This window comes from Curvibacter cyanobacteriorum (genome assembly GCF_028649475.1).
GTDB classification, from domain to species: domain Bacteria; phylum Pseudomonadota; class Gammaproteobacteria; order Burkholderiales; family Burkholderiaceae_C; genus Curvibacter; species Curvibacter cyanobacteriorum.
Genome location: NZ_JAQSIP010000002.1, coordinates 131,162 through 150,357, shown reverse-complemented (window position 1 = coordinate 150,357; position 19,196 = coordinate 131,162). Strand labels below are relative to the sequence as shown.

Here is a 19,196-nt window from a genome sequence, read left to right as displayed (position 1 = left end):
TGCCGACCGGAGCTTGCCCATGAGCGCCCCAGCCACCGTGGTGTTGCTGCCGGGCTTGCTGTGCGATGAGGCCGTCTGGGCTGACCAGCTGACCGGCCTCGGCGAACGGCCCTGTGTCGTGCCCGACTACGGCACCCGGTCCTCGATCACCGACATGGCCACGCATGTGCTGGCCGCCGTGCCCGCCGAGCGCCTGTGCGTGGCCGGCCATTCGATGGGCGGGCGCGTCGCCCTGGAGATGGTGCGACTGGCCCCCGAACGCATTGAGCGCCTGGCCCTGCTGGACACCGGCGTCACCCCCCGTCCCGAGGGCCCGGACGGCCTGGCCGAAGAGCAGCAGCGCCTGGCGCTGCTGGCCCTGGCACGTGCAGAAGGCATGGCCACCATGGCCCGCCGTTGGGCGGTGGGCATGGTGCACCCGGAGCGGCTCAACACCCCCTTGTTCGAAGACATCGTGGCCATGGTGGCGCGCAAATCGACGGCCGTGTTCGCGGCCCAGATCCAGGCCCTGCTGGGCCGTCCGGACGCCCGACCGGTGCTGGCCCAGTGGCGTGGCCCCACGCTGCTGCTGTGCGGACGCCAGGACAGCTGGAGCCCGCTGGCGCGGCATGAGCAGATGCAGGCCCTGGCGCCGCAGTCCCGATTGGTGGTGATCGAGGACTCAGGGCACATGAGTCCCCAGGAACAGCCAGCGGCCGTGACCGGGGCGCTGCGGCGCTGGCTGGAGCAGACATGCTGACGCCGTCCAGCCCGGCACGGGACGCCTGGCACCCCTTGCTGATTGAGCAGGCCTGCCGCCGCACCCTGTTCCAGGCCGCCGCCGCGGTCGACGCCGGGGACGCTCAGGCGCTGGCAGCCTGGTTCACGGTGGATGCCCAGCTGCAACGCCCGGGCGCGGCTCCACTGATCGGTCGGGCCGCCATCGAGGCGGCCTACGCCTCGCGCCCCGCGCACCGCCTGACGCGCCACCTGCTGACCAATGTCCTGATCGAGCCCGAAGGCAGCGACTTCGCCCACGCCATCAGCACGGTCCTGCTGTGGCGCGGCAACCTCGACGATGCCGCCGGCCCGGAGGGCCGCCCCGCCGAAGCACGCCAACTGCTCGGCGAGTTCAACGACCTGCTGGTGCCCACGCCCGACGGCTGGCGGATCCACCGGCGCCATGCCCATTTCATCCTGCACAGCCCCGAGGCCCCGCCACCGAGCGGACTCACCCGCCCCTGAGCGCCCGCGCGCGCTCCCAACCCCTGACAACTTCCCATGGCAACCATCATTGGCGGCATCGGCACCTCGCATGTGCCCACCATCGGCCTCACCTACGACAAGGGGCGCACCCAGGAGCCCGCCTGGGCGCCGCTGTTCAACGGCTACCAACCCGTTGCGGACTGGCTGGCCGAGCAGCAGGCCGACGTCCTGCTGTTCTTCTACAACGACCACGCGAACAGCCTCTTTTTTGACTTCTATCCGACCTTTGCGATTGGTGTCAGCCCGAGTTTCGAGCTGGCCGATGAGGGCGCCGGCACCCGTCCGCTGCCCCCGATCAAAGGGCACACCGACCTCGCCATCCACGTCGCCGAATCCCTGGTCAACGACGACTTCGACATGGCGGTGTTCCAGGACCGACCGCTGGATCACGGTTGCCACTCCCCGCTGCCTCTGCTGTGGCCCCACCGGCCCGACTGGCCCGGCGCGGTGCTGCCCATCCAGGTCAATGTGTTGCAGCACCCGCTGCCGTCCGCGGCACGCTGTTTCCGGCTGGGCCAGGCCGTGCGGCGCGCGGTGCAGGCCTACCCGGAAGACCTCAAGGTGGTGGTGGTGGGCACGGGCGGCCTGTCGCACCAGATCCATGGCGAGCGCACCGGCTTCAACAACGAGCCGTGGGACCACCAGTTCATGGACTGGCTGGCCGACGATCCGCAGCGCCTGACCACGCTGACGCATGCCGACTACATCCGCCTCGGCGGCGCCGAAGGGGCCGAGGTCATCATGTGGCTGGCGATGCGCGGCGCTTTGAGCCCCCAGGTCCGCCGCCTGCACCAAAACTACTACCTGGCCACCACCACCGGCATGGCGGTGGTGTTGTACGAAGACCAAGGCCCGGAGGCCCACCCATGAACCGGCAACTGCAAGGCCTCGAGGACCTCGAGGGCACCTACCCCTTTGACCTGCGCCTGAGCGTGCAGGCGCTGCGCATCAATCGCTTCTTCTGGGAACTGCGCCGCGCCGAGAACCGGCAGGCCTTTCTGGACAACGCCCTGCAGGCCATGCAAGGCGCCAAGCTCAGCGAGCACGAACAAGCCCTGATCTTGAACCGGGACTGGATCGGCTTGGTGCGCTATGGGGTCAACTTCTTCGTGCTGGAGAAACTGGCCCGGGTGCTGCGCCTGTCCAACCTGGAGGTCTACGCCGCCATGCGGGGCGAGACCCTGGAGGCCTTCTTGCAAACCCGTCGCGTGCCGGACGCCCGCTGAGGGGCCTGGGCCCGCGCGGAGGTGGGCGCACGCCGCGCGCGGCCCGGGCCCGGGGCTCTAGGTTCTGGTGAGGCCTGGTGAGGCCTGGTGGGGTCTGGTCAGTCGCCAGGCCTCGGCGGGCAGTCACTGGGCCCGCGCCCCCAGGCCACTGGCGCCAGCCCTCCCCCGGCGGGGCCGCGCCGGCGCCGAGTCCGGTCGCGTGGCAAGCGCGCTCAGCGCTTGAGACCGAAAGCGCCCAGCATCTGTTCGGTCTGCTTTTGCATCTGTTCCTGCATCTGGGTCAGCAGGGTCTTGGATTGCTCGCCGTAATTGCCCATCATGCCCTGCAGCACAGGGGACTGCATGCTCATGAACTGCGCCCACATCTCGGGCGAGACGCTCTTGGATTGAGCGGTCAGCTGGGTCTGCATGTCCGAGAAGGCCTGGATGTTCTTCTCGATGTACGAGCCCATGAAGCCCTGCATCGCATGGCCGTAGAAACGGATGATGCTGGCCAGCACCGCTTCGGTGAACATGGGGGCGCCGCCCGCCTCTTCTTCGAGGATGATCTGCAGCAGGATGCTGCGCGTCAGGTCGTCGTTGGTCTTCGCGTCTCGCACCACAAAGGACTCGTTGTCCATGACCAGCTGACGCACTTCGGTCAGCGTGATGTAGGTGGAGGTGTCCGTGTCGTAGAGGCGCCGATTGGGGTACTTTTTGATGACACGCTGAGCCGGCTTGCCAGCAGCGTTTTTCTTGCTTTGCACGAATGAGGCTCCTCGATCCGCTGGGACCGAAATATCGTTGAATCGTCACATTTTAGGGAGCACCCGCCTGACCAACGGCCAAGGATTACCCTGACCGGTCATTTTGCACCCACCCAGAGGGCAGCGGCGCCCGCACCGGGCCATCCAAGCTGCGATGAACGTTCACCGCAGCGAACCACGCCACCCGCCTGCGCGGCCGGGTCGGCCCCCTGCTGAAGAATGCCGACGAATGCCGCCCCATGTCACCATGGCATGGTCAGCGCTGGATCGGGCGAGAAAGGGGACAGTGAAGGGGCGCGAGGGAACGCGACCGAAAGCGGGACCGGAAAAAGAAAAAGCCACCCGGTGGGTGGCTTGATCAACAGAAGCCCGGAGGCTTTGTGTTCAGTTTTCTGTTGTGTCTGAAGTCTGGTTTACTTCAGCAGATAAACTGGTAGGCGCGATTGGACTCGAACCAACGACCCCCACCATGTCAAGGTGGTGCTCTAACCAGCTGAGCTACGCGCCTATGTCTGTTTGCATTCGAGAATTCGATTCTAGCACGGTTTTTTCGGGTGTTTGGCAGAAACTCAAAAAAACTCGTTTTTTTGCAGTTCGCTCCCCGTCCCGCACCACGCTGCCCACACCGCTCAGCGGCGGCGGGCCCAGCGCACCCCCGTGACCGCGGCCACCAGACCCAGCACCTTGCCCAGGCGGGCCGAGTCGGCCACCTCGACGGTGAAGGTCATCCACGCGGTGCCCTTGACGGACTGGGTCTGCACCCCGATCACATTGGTCTTCTCACGCGCAAAGACTTCGGAGATGTCGCGCAGCAAGCCCTGGCGGTCCGCGGCCTCGATCGCCACATCGACCGGGTAGACCGCGTGCTCGACGCCCTTGGTGCGCCCCCACTCCACCTCGATCACCCGCTCGGCACTGCGGGCGGCCATCTCCCGGAAGTTGCTGCAATCGCGGCGGTGGATGCTCACGCCCTTGCCGCGGGTGACAAAGCCCCCAATCGCATCGGGTGGCGCGGGCTTGCAGCACTTGGCCAGCTGGGTCATCAGCGAATCGATGCCCACCACCAGCACACCGCCCTTGGGCGTCTTGTCGACGTGGCGGGACTTGCGCAGCAACAGGTAGTCGTCGGGCTCCAGCACCGGCTCGGGCGGACGCAACAGGGTCTCGATGTTGCGCAGCGAGAACTCGTCCTTGCCCACCACCTCAAACAAGGCGTCGGCCGACTTGAAGCCCAGCTGCGAGGCCAGGTCTTCGAGCTTGATGGCGGTCTTGCCCTCGCGTTGCAGCAGCTTTTCGACCGCCTCGCGGCCACGCGCCACGGTCTCGTGGGTCACCAGCGCATTGAACCAGGCCCGCACCTTGGCCTTGGCCCGGTGGCTGGTCAGGAAGCCCAGTTCGGCGTTGAGCCAGTCGCGCGAAGGCCCGCCCTCCTTGGCGATGGTGATCTCCACCGTCTGCCCGTTCTGCAAGGGCGTGTTGAGCGGCACCATCGCGCCGTCCACACGCGCACCGCGGCAACGGTGGCCGACGTCGGTGTGCAAGGTGTAGGCGAAGTCCACCGGTGTCGCGCCTTGGGGCAGTTCGACAATCGCGGCGTTCGGCGTCAGCACATAGATGCGGTCTTCAAACAGTCCCTGCTGGTGCTGCGGGCCCGACAGGTCGCGCTCCCACGCCAGCAACTGGCGCAGCACCGCGATCTTGGCGTCGTATTCGCTGCTGGCCGAGACCCCTGCGTACCCTTTGGTGCCCGCCTCCTTGTAGGCCCAGTGCGCGGCCACGCCGTGCTCGGCGTGGTCGTGCATGGCCTGGGTGCGGATCTGGATCTCGATCGGCTTGCCGAGCGTGTCGCGCACCACGGTGTGCAGCGACTGGTAGCCGTTGGGCTTGGGGCGCGCGATGTAGTCGTCGAACTCGGCGTGGATGGGGGTGAAACGCTCATGCACCCAGCTCAGGGCGGCATAGCAGTCCTTCACACTGCCCACGATCACCCGCAGCGCGCGGATGTCAAAGACCTGGTCGAAGTCCAGCGCCTTGCCACGCATCTTCTTGACGATGCTGTAGATGTGCTTGGGTCGCCCCTGCACGCTGACCACCATGCCCTGGGCCCGCAACTCGGCCTCCAGGTCCTGGCGCAGCGCCGCCATCGACCGCTCGCGCTCGGTGCGCTTCTGGTCCAACAGGCGGGCCACCTCGCGGTAGGTCTCGGGCTCCAGGAAGCGGAACGACAGGTCCTCGAGTTCCCACTTGATCTGCCAGATGCCCAGGCGGTTGGCCAGCGGCGCAAACACATGCAACGACTCGCGCGCCAGGCTGGGCGGAATGGGTTTCTTGGACGCGGCGTAGTAGCGCAGGGTTTGCAGGCGCGAGGCCAGGCGCAGCAGCACCACGCGCAGGTCGCGCGAGAACGCCAGCAGCATCTTGCGCACGTTCTCGTTCTGCACCGCGGGGTCGTCCAGGCGCTGCTCGGCCGCGCGGGCCTGTTGCTGGATGCGGATCAGCTTGGTGGTTTCCACCGCCAAGGTGGCGAAGTTGTCGCCAAACACCTTGGCAATCACCTCCTGGGGCTTGCTCAGGTGCTCACAGGTGTAGACCAGGTAACAGGCCGCCTGCATGGCCTCGGAGCCCCCGATCAGCTGCAGGATGGCGGCTTCGGCGTCGGCATGGGCCAGGGTGTTCTCACCGGAGATCAGGGTCTGATCGACCAGAAAAGGCTCGGCAAAGGCCCGGGCCCGGGCCAGCACATCGACTTGGCCGGACAGGTCTTGGGCCGTGGCCGTGATGAGTTGGGGAACGGGGGCTGAGCGGGAGGGTGGGCCAGACGGCGCCACCGGGAGACTGTTCATCAGGAAACCAAGGCCTCAGGTCCAAAATAAAAGCCAAAGAGCGTATCACGCTGGGCCTGCGCCACCAGGGTCGGCGCATGGCCCACGCCAGGCCACTCCACCACCTGGGCGCGCGGGCCGCGCTGGGCCATGGCGGCGGCGGTCTCGACCGACAACAGGTCGGAGTCGGCCCCGCGCAGCAAGAGGGTCTGGGCCTGGATGTGGTCATACAGCTGCCACAGCGCCGCCTCGCCGGCCTGGGCTGCGGCCTGGGTCAACGAGCGAAAGGGCACGGCAATCGCCGGGTCGTAATGCAGGCCCAGACCGCCGTCGGGCAGGGGCTTGAGCATCGGCCGGGTCAGGGCCAGCCACTGCTCGGGGGTGTGCGGGCCAAAACTGCTGGAGATCAGCCACAGCCCCGCCGCCGCCTGCGCCTCGTCCGCAAAGCGCACCGGCTGCCCCAGGTAAGCGCCAATCCGCTGCAGCGCCGACCATTCAATCACCGGGCCCACGTCGTTGATCACCAGGCGGCGCACCGGCACGGGCAGAGGCAAACCGGCTTGCCCGGCCATCACCAGGCCAATCAGACCGCCCATGCTGGTGCCCAACCAGTCCAGCGCCTGGATCGGGGCCTGGGCCTGCAGGTGGGCCAGCAGCGTCAGCATGTCGGCCGCGTAAGTGGGGATCTGGTAGCCCTGCGGGTCGCTGAGCCAGTCACTCTGACCGCGGCCCACCACGTCGGGGCAGATGATGCGCACCGGGTGCGGCGCACGGGCCACGAAATCCGACGCCAGCACATCAAAATCGCGCCCCTGGCGGGCCAGACCGTGCACACACACCAGCACGTGGGCGGCCGTCGGGTCCCCCCAGGCCCAGTAAGCCATGCGGTGACTGCCCTGGGCGTCAGGGCAAGGTACGTAGTTCAGCGTAGGATGGCTCATGGCGTCGGGCCGACCCGCAGGACGGCTTGATAATCGAGTTCATTGGCATCCTAAATCATCTGGAGAGTACGCATGTTGAACGGTAAAACAGCGCTGGTCACGGGTTCCACCAGCGGCATTGGCCTGGGCATTGCCAAGGCCCTGGCCCGCCAAGGCGCCAACGTCATCCTCAACGGTTTTGGGGACGCCAGCGCACCCCAGGCCGAAGTCGCGGCCGCGGGCCAGGCCCATGGCGTGCAGGTGGCTTTTCATGGCGCGGACATGAGCAAGCCGGCCGAAATCGCCGACATGATCGAGTTCGCCAAGTCGCGTTTTGGCGGCGTGGACATCCTGGTCAACAACGCAGGCATCCAGCATGTGGCGCGGGTCGAAGACTTCCCGGTCGAGAAGTGGGACGCCATCCTCGCGATCAACCTCTCCAGTGCCTTCCACGCCACCCGCCTGGCGCTGCCGGGCATGAAGGCGGCCAACTGGGGCCGCATCATCAACGTCGCCTCGGTGCACGGTCTGGTGGGCTCGGCCGAGAAGTCGGCCTATGTGGCCGCCAAGCACGGCGTCGTCGGCCTGACCAAGGTCACGGCCCTGGAGAACGCCACCACCGGCATCACCTGCAACGCCATCTGCCCGGGCTGGGTGCTCACGCCGCTGGTGCAAAAACAGGTCGACGCCAAGGCCGCGGCCAACCAGTGGACCAACGAACAGGCCACCCGCGCCCTGCTGGGTGAAAAAGAGCCCTCGATGCAGTTCACCACGCCCGAAGAACTGGGTGAGCTGGCCGTGTTCTTCTGCTCGCCCGCCGGCAACAACGTGCGCGGCGTGGCCTGGAACATGGACGGCGGCTGGACCGCGCAGTGAGCGGCACCGGCCCGGGGCCACGGGCCAGTGGCCTCGCCTGAGGCCTGTGGATTGCCACAAAGGCGCCCCGAGGGGCGCCTTTTTTGTGCGGCCGTGCCTCAGCGCATCTGCACCGAGCCCGAGACGTTGACGTTGACCGTGCTGCGCCCGGCCTCGACCGGCAGGTCGGCCGCCATCGGGGCGGCGGCCTTGGCCTCCATGGCCATCATGCGGGGGCGCGGCTGGCTGCCGGCATCGGACGAGCTGACATTCACCTCGCGCAACACGTAGCTGGAGAAGCCGAACTGGCGGCTCAGTTCGGTGGCGCGCGCCTTGAAGCGCTCCACCGCCTGGGCCTGGGCTTCGCCCTCGACGCGGGCGCGCTGCTCGCGGCTCAGCGAGAACTGCACCTGGGTCACATTGAGGCTGGTGATGCGCGCCGCGGTGGCGGTCAGGCGGGGCACATCGCGGCCCTCCAGCACCAATTCGGCCGTGCCCTGCCAGCCGTTGATCTTGCCGTCCCGGTTGTAGCGCGGGAACAGGTTGAACGCCCCCGTGCGCAGCTCGACCTGGCCGGCTTGCACCGACTTGCGCGCCTCGACCAGGCCCGCGTCCAGCGCGGTGCGCAACTGGGCCTGCACCACGGCGGCATCGCTGCCCTCGCGCGTCAGGCCCAGGGTCAGGGTGAGCCAATCCTGGGTCACCTCGACCGACCCGCTGCTGGACAGCTGCAGCACGTTCTGAGGTCCGGCACTGAGCACCGATTCGGCCCGGGCCAGGCCCGGCCAGCCCACGCTGCCGCCCAGCGCCCACAACAACATCGCGGTCGAACCCAGGCCAGCGCCAACACGGCGAGACAAGAAAACCATGGATCAGTCTCCAGTAGATTGAAACAAAAACGAGCACCCATCTGACCGATTGCCTTGACTATGGCCCACGGCGAACAGGTGCCCTGCGGCGCCCGACATGCCCCGGACGCCCCCCATTCTGCGGCCGTCCAGCGCCGCCAGCAGCGCCAATCTCACAAGCTTGTCAGACGATTTCCATTCATATTCGCAAGTCTTGTAACAGTGTGTGATAACGCCACAAAAACGCTGTTCAAGCACCTGTAACAAGTCTCAAAATCGGTGCTGTTACAAATTAGGTCAACAAAAATGAACCAATCCAGCACCCGCACCGACAAGATTCTGGTCGTCGACGACGACGCGCGCATCCGTGACCTGCTGCGTCGCTACCTGAGCCAGGAAGGCTTTGAGGTCATGGTGGCGGAGGACGGCAAGGCGCTGAACCGCATCCTGCTGCGCGAATCCGTGGACATGATCGTCCTGGACCTCATGATGCCTGGCGAGGACGGCCTGTCCATCTGCCGACGTCTGCGCGCGGCCAATGACCGCACACCGATCATCATGTTGACCGCCAAAGGCGAGGACGTGGACCGCATCGTGGGCCTCGAAGTGGGCGCCGACGACTACCTGGGCAAGCCCTTCAACCCGCGTGAACTGCTGGCCCGCATCCACGCGGTGCTGCGCCGCCGCCCGCCCCAGGAGGCCCCTGGCGCGCCGTCGGGCGACAACGAGCAGGTGCTGTTCGGCCCCTTTGTGTTCGACCTCGGCACCCGCGCGCTGCAGCGCAATGGCGAAGAACTGCCGCTGACCACCGGCGAGTTCGCCATGCTCAAGGCCCTGGTGCGCCACCCGCGCCAGCCGCTGTCGCGCGAAAAGCTGGCCCTGCTGGCCCGCGGCCGCGAATTCGAACCGTTTGACCGCAGCCTCGATGTGCAAGTGTCACGGCTGCGTAAATTGATCGAGGTGGATGCAGCGGCGCCGCGTTATATTCAGACCGTCTGGGGCGTGGGCTATGTCTTTGTCCCGGATGGCGGCAACTGAGCCTGCTCGCCCCGACCACCCTGCACCCGGGGGGGATGCGGCCTGATGCGCCCGCCCCCCGCGTCCCTTCAGGTGCCCCGCTGAAATTCATGTGAAAAAAAAGAAATCGAGCGATCATCAGGTCGACGCCACCAGCCCTGCTCCGCTCGAACTGACGCGGCAGGCGCGCAGCCGCTCCAGGGTGGGGCTGAACCTCTTTTGGCGCACCTTCTTCCTGTTGGCCATCTTGCTGGTCGGCAGCATCTTGGCCTGGCTGCAAACCCTGCGCGCGCTTGAACTGGAGCCCCGGGCCCTGCACACGGCCCACCAGATCGCTTCGCTGGTGAACCTCAGCCGGGCTGCGCTGGTGCATGCCGACGGCATCGCGCGCATGTCCCTGATCAAGACCATGGCCGACCAGGAAGGGCTGCGCATCCTGCCGCGCGAGCCGGGCGACCAATTCGACCTGTTTGAAGCCGACAACACCCTGGGCCAGCGCGTGGCGCTGGAGGTCGCCGAGCGGCTGGGCCCCGGCACCGTGGTGGCGCAGCGCGTCAACCAGGAGTCCGGCCTTTGGGTCGGCTTTGAGATCAATGGCGACGCCAACTGGCTGCTCATGGACCGGGCCCGGTTCAGCCCCGCCAGCGGGCGCACCTGGCTGATCTGGATGATCACCGCCGCGGTGCTGTCGCTGGCCGGGGCCGCGGCGATTGCGCGCCTGATCAACAAGCCGCTGCAACAGCTCTCCTTTGCCGCCAACCGGGTGCGCGATGGCGACTTTGCCGCCAGCCACCTCGACGAACAGGTGGCCACCAGCGAAATCCGCGAGGTCAACATCGGCTTCAACCGCATGGCCCAGAAGCTGGCCAAAGTGGAACAGGACCGCGCCGTCATGTTGGCCGGCATCTCGCACGACCTGCGCACCCCGCTGGCGCGCCTGCGTCTGGAGACCGAGATGAGCGTGGCCGACGTCGACGCGCGCGACCACATGGTGGCCGACATCGTGCAGCTCGACGCCATCATCGACAAGTTCCTCGACTACGCGCGCCCCGACCATGTGCAGCTCAAAACGGTGCGCCTGGCCGATGTGGTGGAGTCCTGCCTCTATGGTGTGCAGGACGACCCCGACCTGAAGATCCACGTCTCGCTGCAGGACGACCCCCATGTGCTGGCCGACGAAGTCGAGCTGGCCCGCGTGCTGTCCAACCTGATCGAGAACGCCCGCCGCTATGGCAAGACCCCCAACACCTCGATCGCGGTGGTGGAAATCGCGGCCCGCACGCGCGAGGAATGGGTGCTGCTCAAGGTGCGCGACCACGGCCCGGGCGTGCCACCCGACATCCTCAGCGACCTGGTGAAGCCGTTCTTCCGGGGCGATGCCGCGCGCACCCACGCCACGGGCGCGGGCCTGGGTCTGTCGATCGTCAACAAGACGGTGCAACGCATGGGCGGCATGTTCATGCTCGCCAACAGCAGTTCGGGCGGGCTGGCCGCCCACATCAAGCTGCAAAGGGCTTGAGGGCCTGGCGGCCGGTGTGCCGCCAGCGGCTCAGCGACGCGGTTGACCCGACCGCCGTTCAGTCCGCCAGCAACAGCACCACGGCGCGCGCTTCCATGCTGAGCCCCTCGCCCACCGGGCCCAGCTTCTCGGCCGTCTTGGCCTTCACATTGACCTGGTCGCGCGCCAGGCCCAACAGGGCCGCAATGCGCTCGCACATCAGCGGGATGTGGGGCGCCAGCTTGGGCGCCTGGGCCACCACCGTGCTGTCGATGTTGTTGATGCGCCAGCCCTGAGCCTGCACGCGGCGCGCGGCCTCGACCAGCAGGACACCCGAATCGGCGCCTTTGAACTGCGCGTCGGTGTCGGGAAAATGGCGCCCGATGTCGCCCAGGCCGGCCGCGCCCAGCAGCGCATCGGTGATCGCGTGCAACAGCACATCGGCATCCGAATGGCCCAACAGCCCCAGGGTGTGCGGCACCTCGACACCGCCCAGGATGAGTTTGCGGCCCGGCACCAGCGCGTGCACGTCCCAGCCTTCACCAACACGCAGCTTCATGCGGCCTCCCGGGGGGTGGCGGGGGCGGCCAACGCGGCCTGACGGGCCCGCAGCACCGCCTCGGCCAGGGCGAAGTCATCCGGGTAAGTGACCTTGAAATTGGCCCCCTCGGGCGCCACCAGCAGCGGTTGCAGGCCTTGCGCCTCGATGGCGCTGGCCTCGTCGGTCACGCCCGGGCCGCTGGCCTGCAAGGCCTGTTGCAACGGGGCCAGGCGGAACATCTGCGGGGTCTGCGCCAGCCATTTGTCGCTGCGCTCGAGCGTGGCACTGACCCGCCCCGCCGTGCCCACCTTGAGGGTGTCGGCCAGGGGCTGGGCCAGCAGGCCGCCCACCGCGTCGTCAGCGCAGGCGGCCATCAGGCGCTGGATCTGGGCCGGGGTGATCAGGCAGCGCGCAGCGTCATGCACCAGCACCCAGTCCTGGGGCTGGGCCCCCAGGGTGTGCAACACGCCCAGGCCAGCACCGACGCTGGCCGCACGGCTGGCGCCACCGCAGTCGGCCACATGGACCGACTCGGCCAGGCCCTGGTCTTCCAGCGTGGTGTCGCCAGGCGCCACCACCACCAGGATGCCGGCCAGGCCGGGGGTGGCGGCAAAAGCCGCCAGCGTGTGGGCCACCAGGGGGCGACCGGCCAGGGCCTGGTACTGCTTGGGGCCCGTGGCACCGGCGCGGGCGCCCGCGCCCGCGCAGGGAATGAGCGCCCAAAAGCGCGCTGCGGTGGATGAAGTGTGGGGTTGATGCAAGGCGGTGTCGGTCATAAGAAGTCGCCCATTCTAAAATCCCTGCAGCGCACCCCCCGTCTTTTGCCACGGGGGGTGTTTGCCATTGCTGGACGCCATGGAACTGCCCAAACTTTCTGTCGGAAAACGCTTCACCCTGCCCCGCCCCGTCGGCTCTGCCGATGCGCTGCTCCTGGCCCGCCTGGGCCTGCGCGAGAAAGCCGCAGGCAAACCCACCGCCATCGTCTGCGCGGACGCCAGCGACGCCCAGCGCCTGCTGGACGAGATCGCCTTCTTCGCGCCCGATCTGCGCTGTGCGCTGTTCCCGGACTGGGAAACCCTGCCCTACGACACGTTTTCGCCGCACCAGGACCTGATCTCCGAGCGCCTGGCCACGCTGTGGCGCATCCAGCAGCGTGACAAGGACACCGGCGCCGATGTGGTCATCGTGCCCGCCACCACCGCGCTGTACCGGCTGGCCCCGCCGTCCTTCATGGCGGGCTACACCTTCCAGTTCAAGGTCAAGCAAAAGCTCGACGAGGCGCGCCTCAAAAGCCAGCTCACCCTGGCAGGCTACAGCCACGTCACCCAGGTGGTCAGTCCCGGTGAATACGCGGTGCGCGGCGGCCTGATTGATTTGTTCCCGATGGGCGCCGCGATGCCCTTCCGCGTCGACCTGTTCGACGACGAGATCGACTCCATCCGCACCTTCGACCCCGACAGCCAGCGCAGCCTTTACCCCGTGCCCGAGGTGCGCCTGCTGCCCGGGCGCGAGTTCCCCATGGACGACGCGGCGCGGGCCAAGTTCCGCAGCCGCTGGCGCGAGCTGCTCGAAGGCGACCCGACCAAGAGCCGGGTCTACAAGGACATGGGCAATGGCGTTGCCACCGCCGGCATCGAGTACTACCTGCCGCTGTTCTTTGACGACACCGCCACCGTCTTTGACTACCTGGGCGCCGACGCCACGGTGGTGCTGCACGGCGAACTCGAGCCCGCCTTCCAGCGCTTTTGGCAAGACACGCGCGAGCGCTACCGCCTGATCCAGGGGGACCCCGACCGCCCCGCCCTGCCGCCCGAGAGCCTGTTCCTCAGCGTCGAGCAGTTCTACGGCAGGGCCGGCGAACATGCCCAGCTCTCGCTGCGCCCGCGCGAGGCCGACAGCGCCGACGGCGTCAGCGTGCAGGCCCTGGGCGACCTGTCGGTGCTGCGCGGCGCCGAAGAGCCGCTGGCCCGCTTGCAGGCCCACATCCGCAACACGCCGCAGCGCGTGCTGCTGCTGGCCGAAAGCGATGGCCGACGCGAAAGCCTGCTCGACTTTCTGCGGGCCGGCGGCGTCAGCCCGCCGGCCTTCGAGTCGCTGGCCGCCTTCGAGGCCGACCCCGGCGAGAAGATCGGCATCGCCACCGCCGCGCTCACCGTGGGTTTCAGCTGGCTGGACCAGGGCATTGACTTCGTCACCGAGACCGAGCTGTTCGCGGCCGGCGCCACCACGCGCCGACGCAAGAAGCAAGAGCAGGTCAGCGACGTCGAGGCGCTGATCAAAGACCTGTCCGAGCTCAATGTCGGCGACCCCGTGGTGCACTCGCAGCACGGCATCGGCCGCTACCGTGGCCTGATCCACATGGACCTGGGCCAGGGCAAGAACCCCGATGGCAGCCCCGCGATGCAGGAGTTCCTGCACCTTGAGTACGCCGACAAGGCGGTGCTCTACGTGCCGGTCAGCCAGCTGCAATTGATCAGCCGCTACACCGGCGTCAGTGCCGACGAGGCACCGCTGCACAAGCTGGGCAGCGGCCAGTGGGAAAAGGCCAAACGCCGCGCGGCCGAACAGGTGCGCGACGCGGCCGCCGAGTTGCTCAACATCTACGCCCGCCGCGCGGCCCGCGAAGGCCATGCCTTCCGCTACTCGCCCGGTGACTACGAGACCTTTGCCAACGACTTCGGCTTCGAGGAAACCGCCGACCAGCGCGCCGCGATCCACGCCGTCATCCAGGACATGATCAGCCCGCGCCCCATGGACCGCCTGGTCTGTGGCGACGTGGGCTTCGGCAAGACCGAAGTGGCCTTGCGCGCCGCCTTTGTGGCCGTCACCGGCGGGCGCCAGGTGGCCTTTCTGGCCCCCACCACGCTGCTGGCCGAGCAGCACTACCAGACGTTGGTGGACCGCTTCAGCAAGTGGCCGGTGAAGATCGCCGAAATGAGCCGTTTCCGCTCGGCCAAAGAAATCAGCGCGGCGGCCAAGGGCCTCGCCGACGGCACGGTGGACATCGTGGTCGGCACCCACAAACTGCTCAGCGAGTCGGTCAAGTTCCACAACCTGGGCCTGCTGATCATCGACGAGGAGCACCGCTTTGGCGTGCGCCACAAGGAGGCCATGAAGGCCATGCGCGCCGAAGTCGACGTGCTGACGCTCACCGCCACCCCGATCCCGCGCACCCTGGGCATGGCGCTTGAGGGCCTGCGCGACCTGAGCGTGATCGCCACCGCGCCGCAGCGGCGCCTGGCCATCAAGACTTTTGTGCGCAACGAGGGCACTGGCGTGATCCGCGAGGCGGTGCTGCGTGAGCTCAAGCGCGGCGGCCAGGTGTACTTCCTGCACAACGAGGTCGAGACGATCGAGAACCGGCGCCAGAAGCTCGAAGAGATCCTGCCCGAAGCGCGCATCGGCATCGCCCACGGCCAGATGCCCGAACGCGAGTTGGAGCGCGTGATGCGCGACTTTGTGGCGCAGCGCTTCAACCTGCTGCTGTGCTCGACCATCATCGAGACCGGCATCGACGTGCCCAGTGCCAACACCATCGTGATGAGCCGCGCCGACAAGTTCGGCCTGGCCCAGCTGCACCAACTGCGCGGGCGGGTCGGCCGCAGCCACCACCAGGCCTACGCCTACCTCATGGTGCCCGACACCGAAGGCCTGACCAAGCAGGCCGCCCAGCGCCTGGAGGCCATCCAGGCGATGGAGGAGCTGGGCAGTGGCTTTTACCTGGCGATGCACGACCTCGAGATCCGCGGCGCCGGCGAGGTGCTGGGCGAAAGCCAGAGCGGCAACATGCTTGAAGTGGGCTTCCAGCTCTACAACGAGATGCTGTCCGAGGCCGTGCGCAGCCTCAAAGCCGGCCAGGAGCCCGACCTGCTCAGCCCGCTGTCGGTGACCACCGACATCAACCTGCACGCGCCGGCCCTGCTGCCCGACGATTACTGCGGCGATGTGCACCTGCGCCTGTCTTTCTACAAGAAGCTGGCCACCGCGCGCACGCCCGAGCAGATCGACACGCTGCTGGAAGAAATCGTGGACCGTTTCGGCAAACTGCCACCGCAGGCCCAGACCCTCATCGACGTGCACCGCCTGCGCGTGCTCAGCGCCCCTTATGGCGTGGTCAAGGTCGATGCCGCGCCGGGCGTCATCACCATCACCTTCAAGCCCAACCCGCCAGTGGACCCGATGCGCATCATCGACCTGATCCAGAAGCAACGCCACATCAAGCTGGCGGGCAACGAGAAGCTGCGCATCGAACGCGAGGTCAAGGAGCCCAAGGACCGCGCCCAGGCCGTGCGCGATGTGCTGCGCCAACTGGGCCAACCGCTGGCCGTGGCCTGAGCCCGGCTGGCCTGAGGCACCGCCATGGACACGCCGAGCGACGCCACCGCCCTGCTGCAAGCCCTGGCCTGGGGCCTGGCCTTGCTGGTGTCGGCGCTGATGCGGCCCTGGCGCCTGCTCAGCGGGCCGCAGGGCTCGCAGCGCCTGTCCACCCTGCTGGGCTTCAGCGTGCTGCTGCCCTGGCTGTGGGCCCTGCCCTGGCTGCATGCCATGCCACTGCAATTGCAGTGGTCGGGCGCCTGCCTGGCGGTGCTGATGCTCGGTTGGCCCCTGGCCGCGCCCTGCCTGCTGGGGGTGGCGTTGAGCGCGGGCTGGCTGGCCGGCCAGGGCGTGGCAGTGATGCTGGACCAGGCCTTCTGGCAAGGCCTGCTGCCCGCCACCCTGGCGCTGCTGCTGGGCGCCGCGATCCGCCGCTGGATCGGTCCGCACCTGTTTGTCTATGTGCTGGGCCGGGCCTTCCTGGGCACCGTGGCGTGCAACTTTGCCGCCACCGCGCTGGCCCAGTGGACGGGCCATGCGCTGCCGGGCGTGGACCCCGGGCTGTCCCTGGTCGCGCACTGGTTGATGGCCTGGGGCGACGGCTTCATGACCGGCATGCTGGCGGCCATCCTGGTGGCTTTTCGACCGCAGTGGCTGGCCACCTGGTCCGACAGCCTGTACTTGCCCAAGCCCTGAACCCGCCGGGTGCGCTCCCTATAATCTGACGCAACACTTCGCCCGCCCCGGCCAGGCCCTGGCCAGCCCGGGCCCGAGCGTGGAAACCGGGGCCCGACCGGCCCCAACCAGCCCCATCTGCAGCGCCCTGACTTCCCCATGCCCCAAGAATTCGCCCCCGGCCTCGTGCTCCAAGACTTCACGCCTCCGCTGGACCTGAGCCAGTACAAGCTGATCGCCTTTGACATGGACTCGACCCTGATCAACATCGAGTGCGTGGACGAAATCGCCGACGCCGCGGGCCGCAAGGCCGAAGTCGCGGCCATCACCGAAGCCGCCATGCGCGGTGAGATCACCGACTACAAAGACAGCCTGCGCCAGCGCGTGGCCCTGCTCAAGGGGGTCACCGTGGCCCACATGGAGCAGGTCTACAACGAGCGCCTGCAGCTCAACCCCGGCGCCGCCGAACTGGTGGCCGCCTGCCAGGCCGCCGGCCTCAAGGTGCTGCTGGTCAGCGGTGGCTTCACCTTCTTCACCGACCGCATCCGTGCCCGCCTGGGCATTGACTTCGCGCGCTCCAACGTGCTCGAGGTGGTCGACGGCGTGCTGACCGGCCGCATGGTCGACCAGCCCTGGGGCGACATCTGTGACGGCGAAGAAAAGCGCCGCACCCTGCTCGAAGTCAGCACCCTGATGGGCATCCCGGCGAGCCAGACGATTGCCATGGGCGACGGCGCCAACGACCTGCCCATGATGGGTGTGGCGGGCCTGTCGGTGGCCTACCATGCCAAGCCGCGCGTGCGCGCCCAGGCCAAAGTGGCCATCAACCAAGGCGGACTGGACCGCCTGCTCGAACTGCAGGCCTGATCCCGCGGGTCAAACCCGGATCGGCAGGCTGGGCAATCGCCCAGCGGCGCGCCTTCAGGGCACACTGTGAGTCCCGACATTGACCCCTGTTGAAAGGGGGCCGCAACGCGCGCCACCCGCGCGCCCATGGCCCGCCCCCATGGACCCTTTGCCCGCCGAACTCGATTTGCTGCCGATGGCCGTGATGGTCGTGCGTGACGGCCTGGTGCGCCAGGTCAACCGCGCTTGCCTGCGGCTGCTCGAGGCCGATGTGGCCCAGCAGGTGCTGGGGCAGTCGGTTGAACGCTTTCTGCACCCCCAGGACGCCGATCTGGCGCGCCAGCGGCGCGAAGAAAGCGCCCGCCCCGAGCACTTTGGCCTGCCCATGCAAAGCACGGCTTTTCGGGTGCAAACCTGCCAGGGGCGGATCCGAATCGTGTTAGTCAGCAGCGTGGCCACCGTCTGGCAAGGGGCGCCGGCCGTGGTCATCAATGGCGTGGACATGACCCACCTCGACGAACTGCAGCACCAGTTGCGCGAAAGCGAGCACAACTTCCGCCGCCTGTTCGAAAAAATGCAGGACGTCTACTACCGCACCGACGCCCAGGGCGTGGTGCAGCACGTCGGGCCCGGGGTGATCCGTGTGCTGGGCTACCAGCCCCATGAGATCGAGGGCCGCACCGCCGAATCGTATTACCCGCAAAGCGCGGACCGCGACGCCTTCAAGGCCGCGATCATGGCGCATGGCGAGGTGTCCGACTTCCCCGGGCAGATGGTGCGCCGCGACGGCCGGGTGATCGACATCTCGATCAGCAGCCACGCGCTGTACGACCACAACGGCGCCTTCGCCGGGGTGGAGGGCATCTACCGCGACGTGACCCAGCGCAAGAACCTCGAGCGCGAACTGCAGCGCCTGGCCCGCACCGACCCGCTGACCGGCCTGTCCAACCGACGTGCCCTGCTGGAGCTGGGTGAGTCGCTGTTCCTGGCCTCGCGCCAGCGCAACAGCCCCCTGGCGCTGCTGATGCTCGACCTGGACCACTTCAAATCCATCAACGACCGCTTTGGCCACCTGGAGGGCGATCGCGCCCTGGTGGCGCTGGCCCAGGTGCTGCGCAGCGAACTGCGTGCCTCGGACGTGGTGGGGCGCCTGGGCGGCGAGGAGTTCGCCATGATCCTGCCCGATACCCAGCCCGAGGAGGCCGCGCAGGTGGCGGAACGCATCGTGCAGCAGCTGCGCCGCACCGTGCTGTGGGTTCGCGACGGCGACAGCGCCCCGCCCCGCGCCCTGACCGCCAGCATCGGCCTGGCCAACCGCAGTGCCGCCGATGAGCACCCGCAGCAACTGCTGGAGCGGGCCGACCGCGCGCTCTACCAGGCCAAGCAGGCGGGCCGCGACCGCTGGGTGCAGGCGCCCGATCCGCGGCCTGCGGCCCAAGGTGCCGACGCCGCCTCGGCCACGGCCGGCCCCCGCCCCTGAGGCCTCGCATCCCGGACGGCCCCCGGCCGCCCCGGCGTCGCCCGCCTGCGCGGCCCCACCCCAAGCCCCAACGCCCCCCCCTTGAGGGCTCAGGCCACGCACCGGCATGGCGGCAGGCCCGCACGCGCGACAGGCCGGCGCCGTCCGGAGCGGCACAATCAAC

The 19,196-nt window shown here is 68.0% G+C and carries 17 protein-coding genes and 1 tRNA gene; 11 read left to right on the top strand and 7 right to left on the bottom strand.

The features are described 5' to 3' along the window. Positions 1-19 precede the first annotated feature (19 nt). Genes PSQ40_RS04060 through PSQ40_RS04045 form a run of 4 tightly spaced genes read left to right on the top strand, consistent with a single transcriptional unit; the run spans position 20 to position 2,471 of the window. Complete coding sequence (locus PSQ40_RS04060) at positions 20-739, top strand: alpha/beta fold hydrolase (protein ID WP_273949007.1); 720 nt, start codon at positions 20-22, stop codon at positions 737-739. Next, positions 733-1,224: a nuclear transport factor 2 family protein gene (locus PSQ40_RS04055; protein ID WP_273949006.1), complete on the top strand. Its 492-nt coding sequence runs from the start codon at positions 733-735 to the stop codon at positions 1,222-1,224. The genes PSQ40_RS04060 and PSQ40_RS04055 overlap by 7 nt, the downstream gene beginning before the upstream one ends. 36 nt (positions 1,225-1,260) lie before the next feature. Continuing rightward, complete coding sequence (locus PSQ40_RS04050) at positions 1,261-2,115, top strand: gallate dioxygenase (RefSeq protein WP_273949004.1); 855 nt, start codon at positions 1,261-1,263, stop codon at positions 2,113-2,115. Further along, positions 2,112-2,471: a protocatechuate 3,4-dioxygenase gene (locus PSQ40_RS04045; protein WP_273949002.1), complete on the top strand. Its 360-nt coding sequence runs from the start codon at positions 2,112-2,114 to the stop codon at positions 2,469-2,471. The genes PSQ40_RS04050 and PSQ40_RS04045 overlap by 4 nt, the downstream gene beginning before the upstream one ends. Before the next feature lie 212 nt (positions 2,472-2,683). Here PSQ40_RS04045 and phaR read toward each other — a convergent pair whose 3' ends face one another. From phaR to PSQ40_RS04025, 4 genes are all read right to left on the bottom strand, one after another. Beyond that, positions 2,684-3,217, bottom strand: a complete 534-nt coding sequence (gene phaR, locus PSQ40_RS04040) for a polyhydroxyalkanoate synthesis repressor PhaR (protein ID WP_273949001.1) — start codon at positions 3,215-3,217, stop codon at positions 2,684-2,686. A gap of 431 nt (positions 3,218-3,648) precedes the next feature. Further along, positions 3,649-3,725, bottom strand: a tRNA-Val gene (locus PSQ40_RS04035). A gap of 121 nt (positions 3,726-3,846) precedes the next feature. Then, positions 3,847-6,060, bottom strand: coding sequence for a RelA/SpoT family protein (locus PSQ40_RS04030; RefSeq protein ID WP_273949000.1), 2,214 nt, complete (start codon positions 6,058-6,060; stop codon positions 3,847-3,849). Then, a complete protein-coding gene (locus PSQ40_RS04025; RefSeq protein WP_273948998.1) occupies positions 6,060-6,980 on the bottom strand; it encodes an alpha/beta fold hydrolase in 921 nt (306 codons plus the stop codon). The genes PSQ40_RS04030 and PSQ40_RS04025 overlap by 1 nt, the downstream gene beginning before the upstream one ends. Positions 6,981-7,052: 72 nt before the next feature. Here PSQ40_RS04025 and PSQ40_RS04020 point away from each other — a divergent pair, with 72 nt between their 5' ends. Then, positions 7,053-7,835, top strand: a complete 783-nt coding sequence (locus PSQ40_RS04020; protein ID WP_273948997.1) for a 3-hydroxybutyrate dehydrogenase — start codon at positions 7,053-7,055, stop codon at positions 7,833-7,835. A 98-nt stretch (positions 7,836-7,933) separates the two neighbouring features. On the opposite strand, the gene PSQ40_RS04015 is transcribed toward PSQ40_RS04020, so the two are convergent. Further along, the gene (locus PSQ40_RS04015) at positions 7,934-8,683 is read right to left on the bottom strand and encodes an SIMPL domain-containing protein (RefSeq protein ID WP_273948996.1); all 750 of its coding nucleotides are present in this window, start codon (positions 8,681-8,683) and stop codon (positions 7,934-7,936) included. Between the two features lie 285 nt (positions 8,684-8,968). On the opposite strand from PSQ40_RS04015, the gene ompR reads away from it, so the two are divergent. Further along, positions 8,969-9,700: an osmolarity response regulator transcription factor OmpR gene (gene ompR, locus PSQ40_RS04010; RefSeq protein WP_273948994.1), complete on the top strand. Its 732-nt coding sequence runs from the start codon at positions 8,969-8,971 to the stop codon at positions 9,698-9,700. A 91-nt stretch (positions 9,701-9,791) separates the two neighbouring features. After that, on the top strand, positions 9,792-11,198 hold the full coding sequence (locus PSQ40_RS04005) for a sensor histidine kinase (RefSeq protein WP_273948992.1): 1,407 nt from the start codon (positions 9,792-9,794) through the stop codon (positions 11,196-11,198). Between the two features lie 58 nt (positions 11,199-11,256). On the opposite strand, the gene ispF is transcribed toward PSQ40_RS04005, so the two are convergent. Next, on the bottom strand, positions 11,257-11,736 hold the full coding sequence (gene ispF, locus PSQ40_RS04000; RefSeq protein ID WP_273948991.1) for a 2-C-methyl-D-erythritol 2,4-cyclodiphosphate synthase: 480 nt from the start codon (positions 11,734-11,736) through the stop codon (positions 11,257-11,259). Then, positions 11,733-12,494, bottom strand: coding sequence for a 2-C-methyl-D-erythritol 4-phosphate cytidylyltransferase (gene ispD / locus PSQ40_RS03995; RefSeq protein ID WP_273948989.1), 762 nt, complete (start codon positions 12,492-12,494; stop codon positions 11,733-11,735). The genes ispF and ispD overlap by 4 nt, the downstream gene beginning before the upstream one ends. A 79-nt stretch (positions 12,495-12,573) precedes the next feature. On the opposite strand from ispD, the gene mfd reads away from it, so the two are divergent. The 4 genes from mfd (at position 12,574) to PSQ40_RS03975 (ending at position 19,033) form a co-directional block, all read left to right on the top strand. Next, positions 12,574-16,053 carry a transcription-repair coupling factor gene (gene mfd, locus PSQ40_RS03990; RefSeq protein ID WP_273948988.1) on the top strand — a complete coding sequence of 1,160 codons (3,480 nt, stop codon included), beginning with the start codon at positions 12,574-12,576 and terminating at the stop codon, positions 16,051-16,053. A gap of 24 nt (positions 16,054-16,077) precedes the next feature. Then, positions 16,078-16,728 (top strand): hypothetical protein, encoded by a 651-nt coding sequence (locus PSQ40_RS03985; protein ID WP_273948987.1) that lies wholly within the window; start codon positions 16,078-16,080, stop codon positions 16,726-16,728. A 138-nt stretch (positions 16,729-16,866) separates the two neighbouring features. Further along, complete coding sequence (gene serB / locus PSQ40_RS03980; protein ID WP_273948985.1) at positions 16,867-17,574, top strand: phosphoserine phosphatase SerB; 708 nt, start codon at positions 16,867-16,869, stop codon at positions 17,572-17,574. A 139-nt stretch (positions 17,575-17,713) separates the two neighbouring features. Continuing rightward, positions 17,714-19,033: a diguanylate cyclase gene (locus PSQ40_RS03975; protein WP_273948983.1), complete on the top strand. Its 1,320-nt coding sequence runs from the start codon at positions 17,714-17,716 to the stop codon at positions 19,031-19,033. The last annotated feature ends 163 nt before the right edge of the window (positions 19,034-19,196 follow it).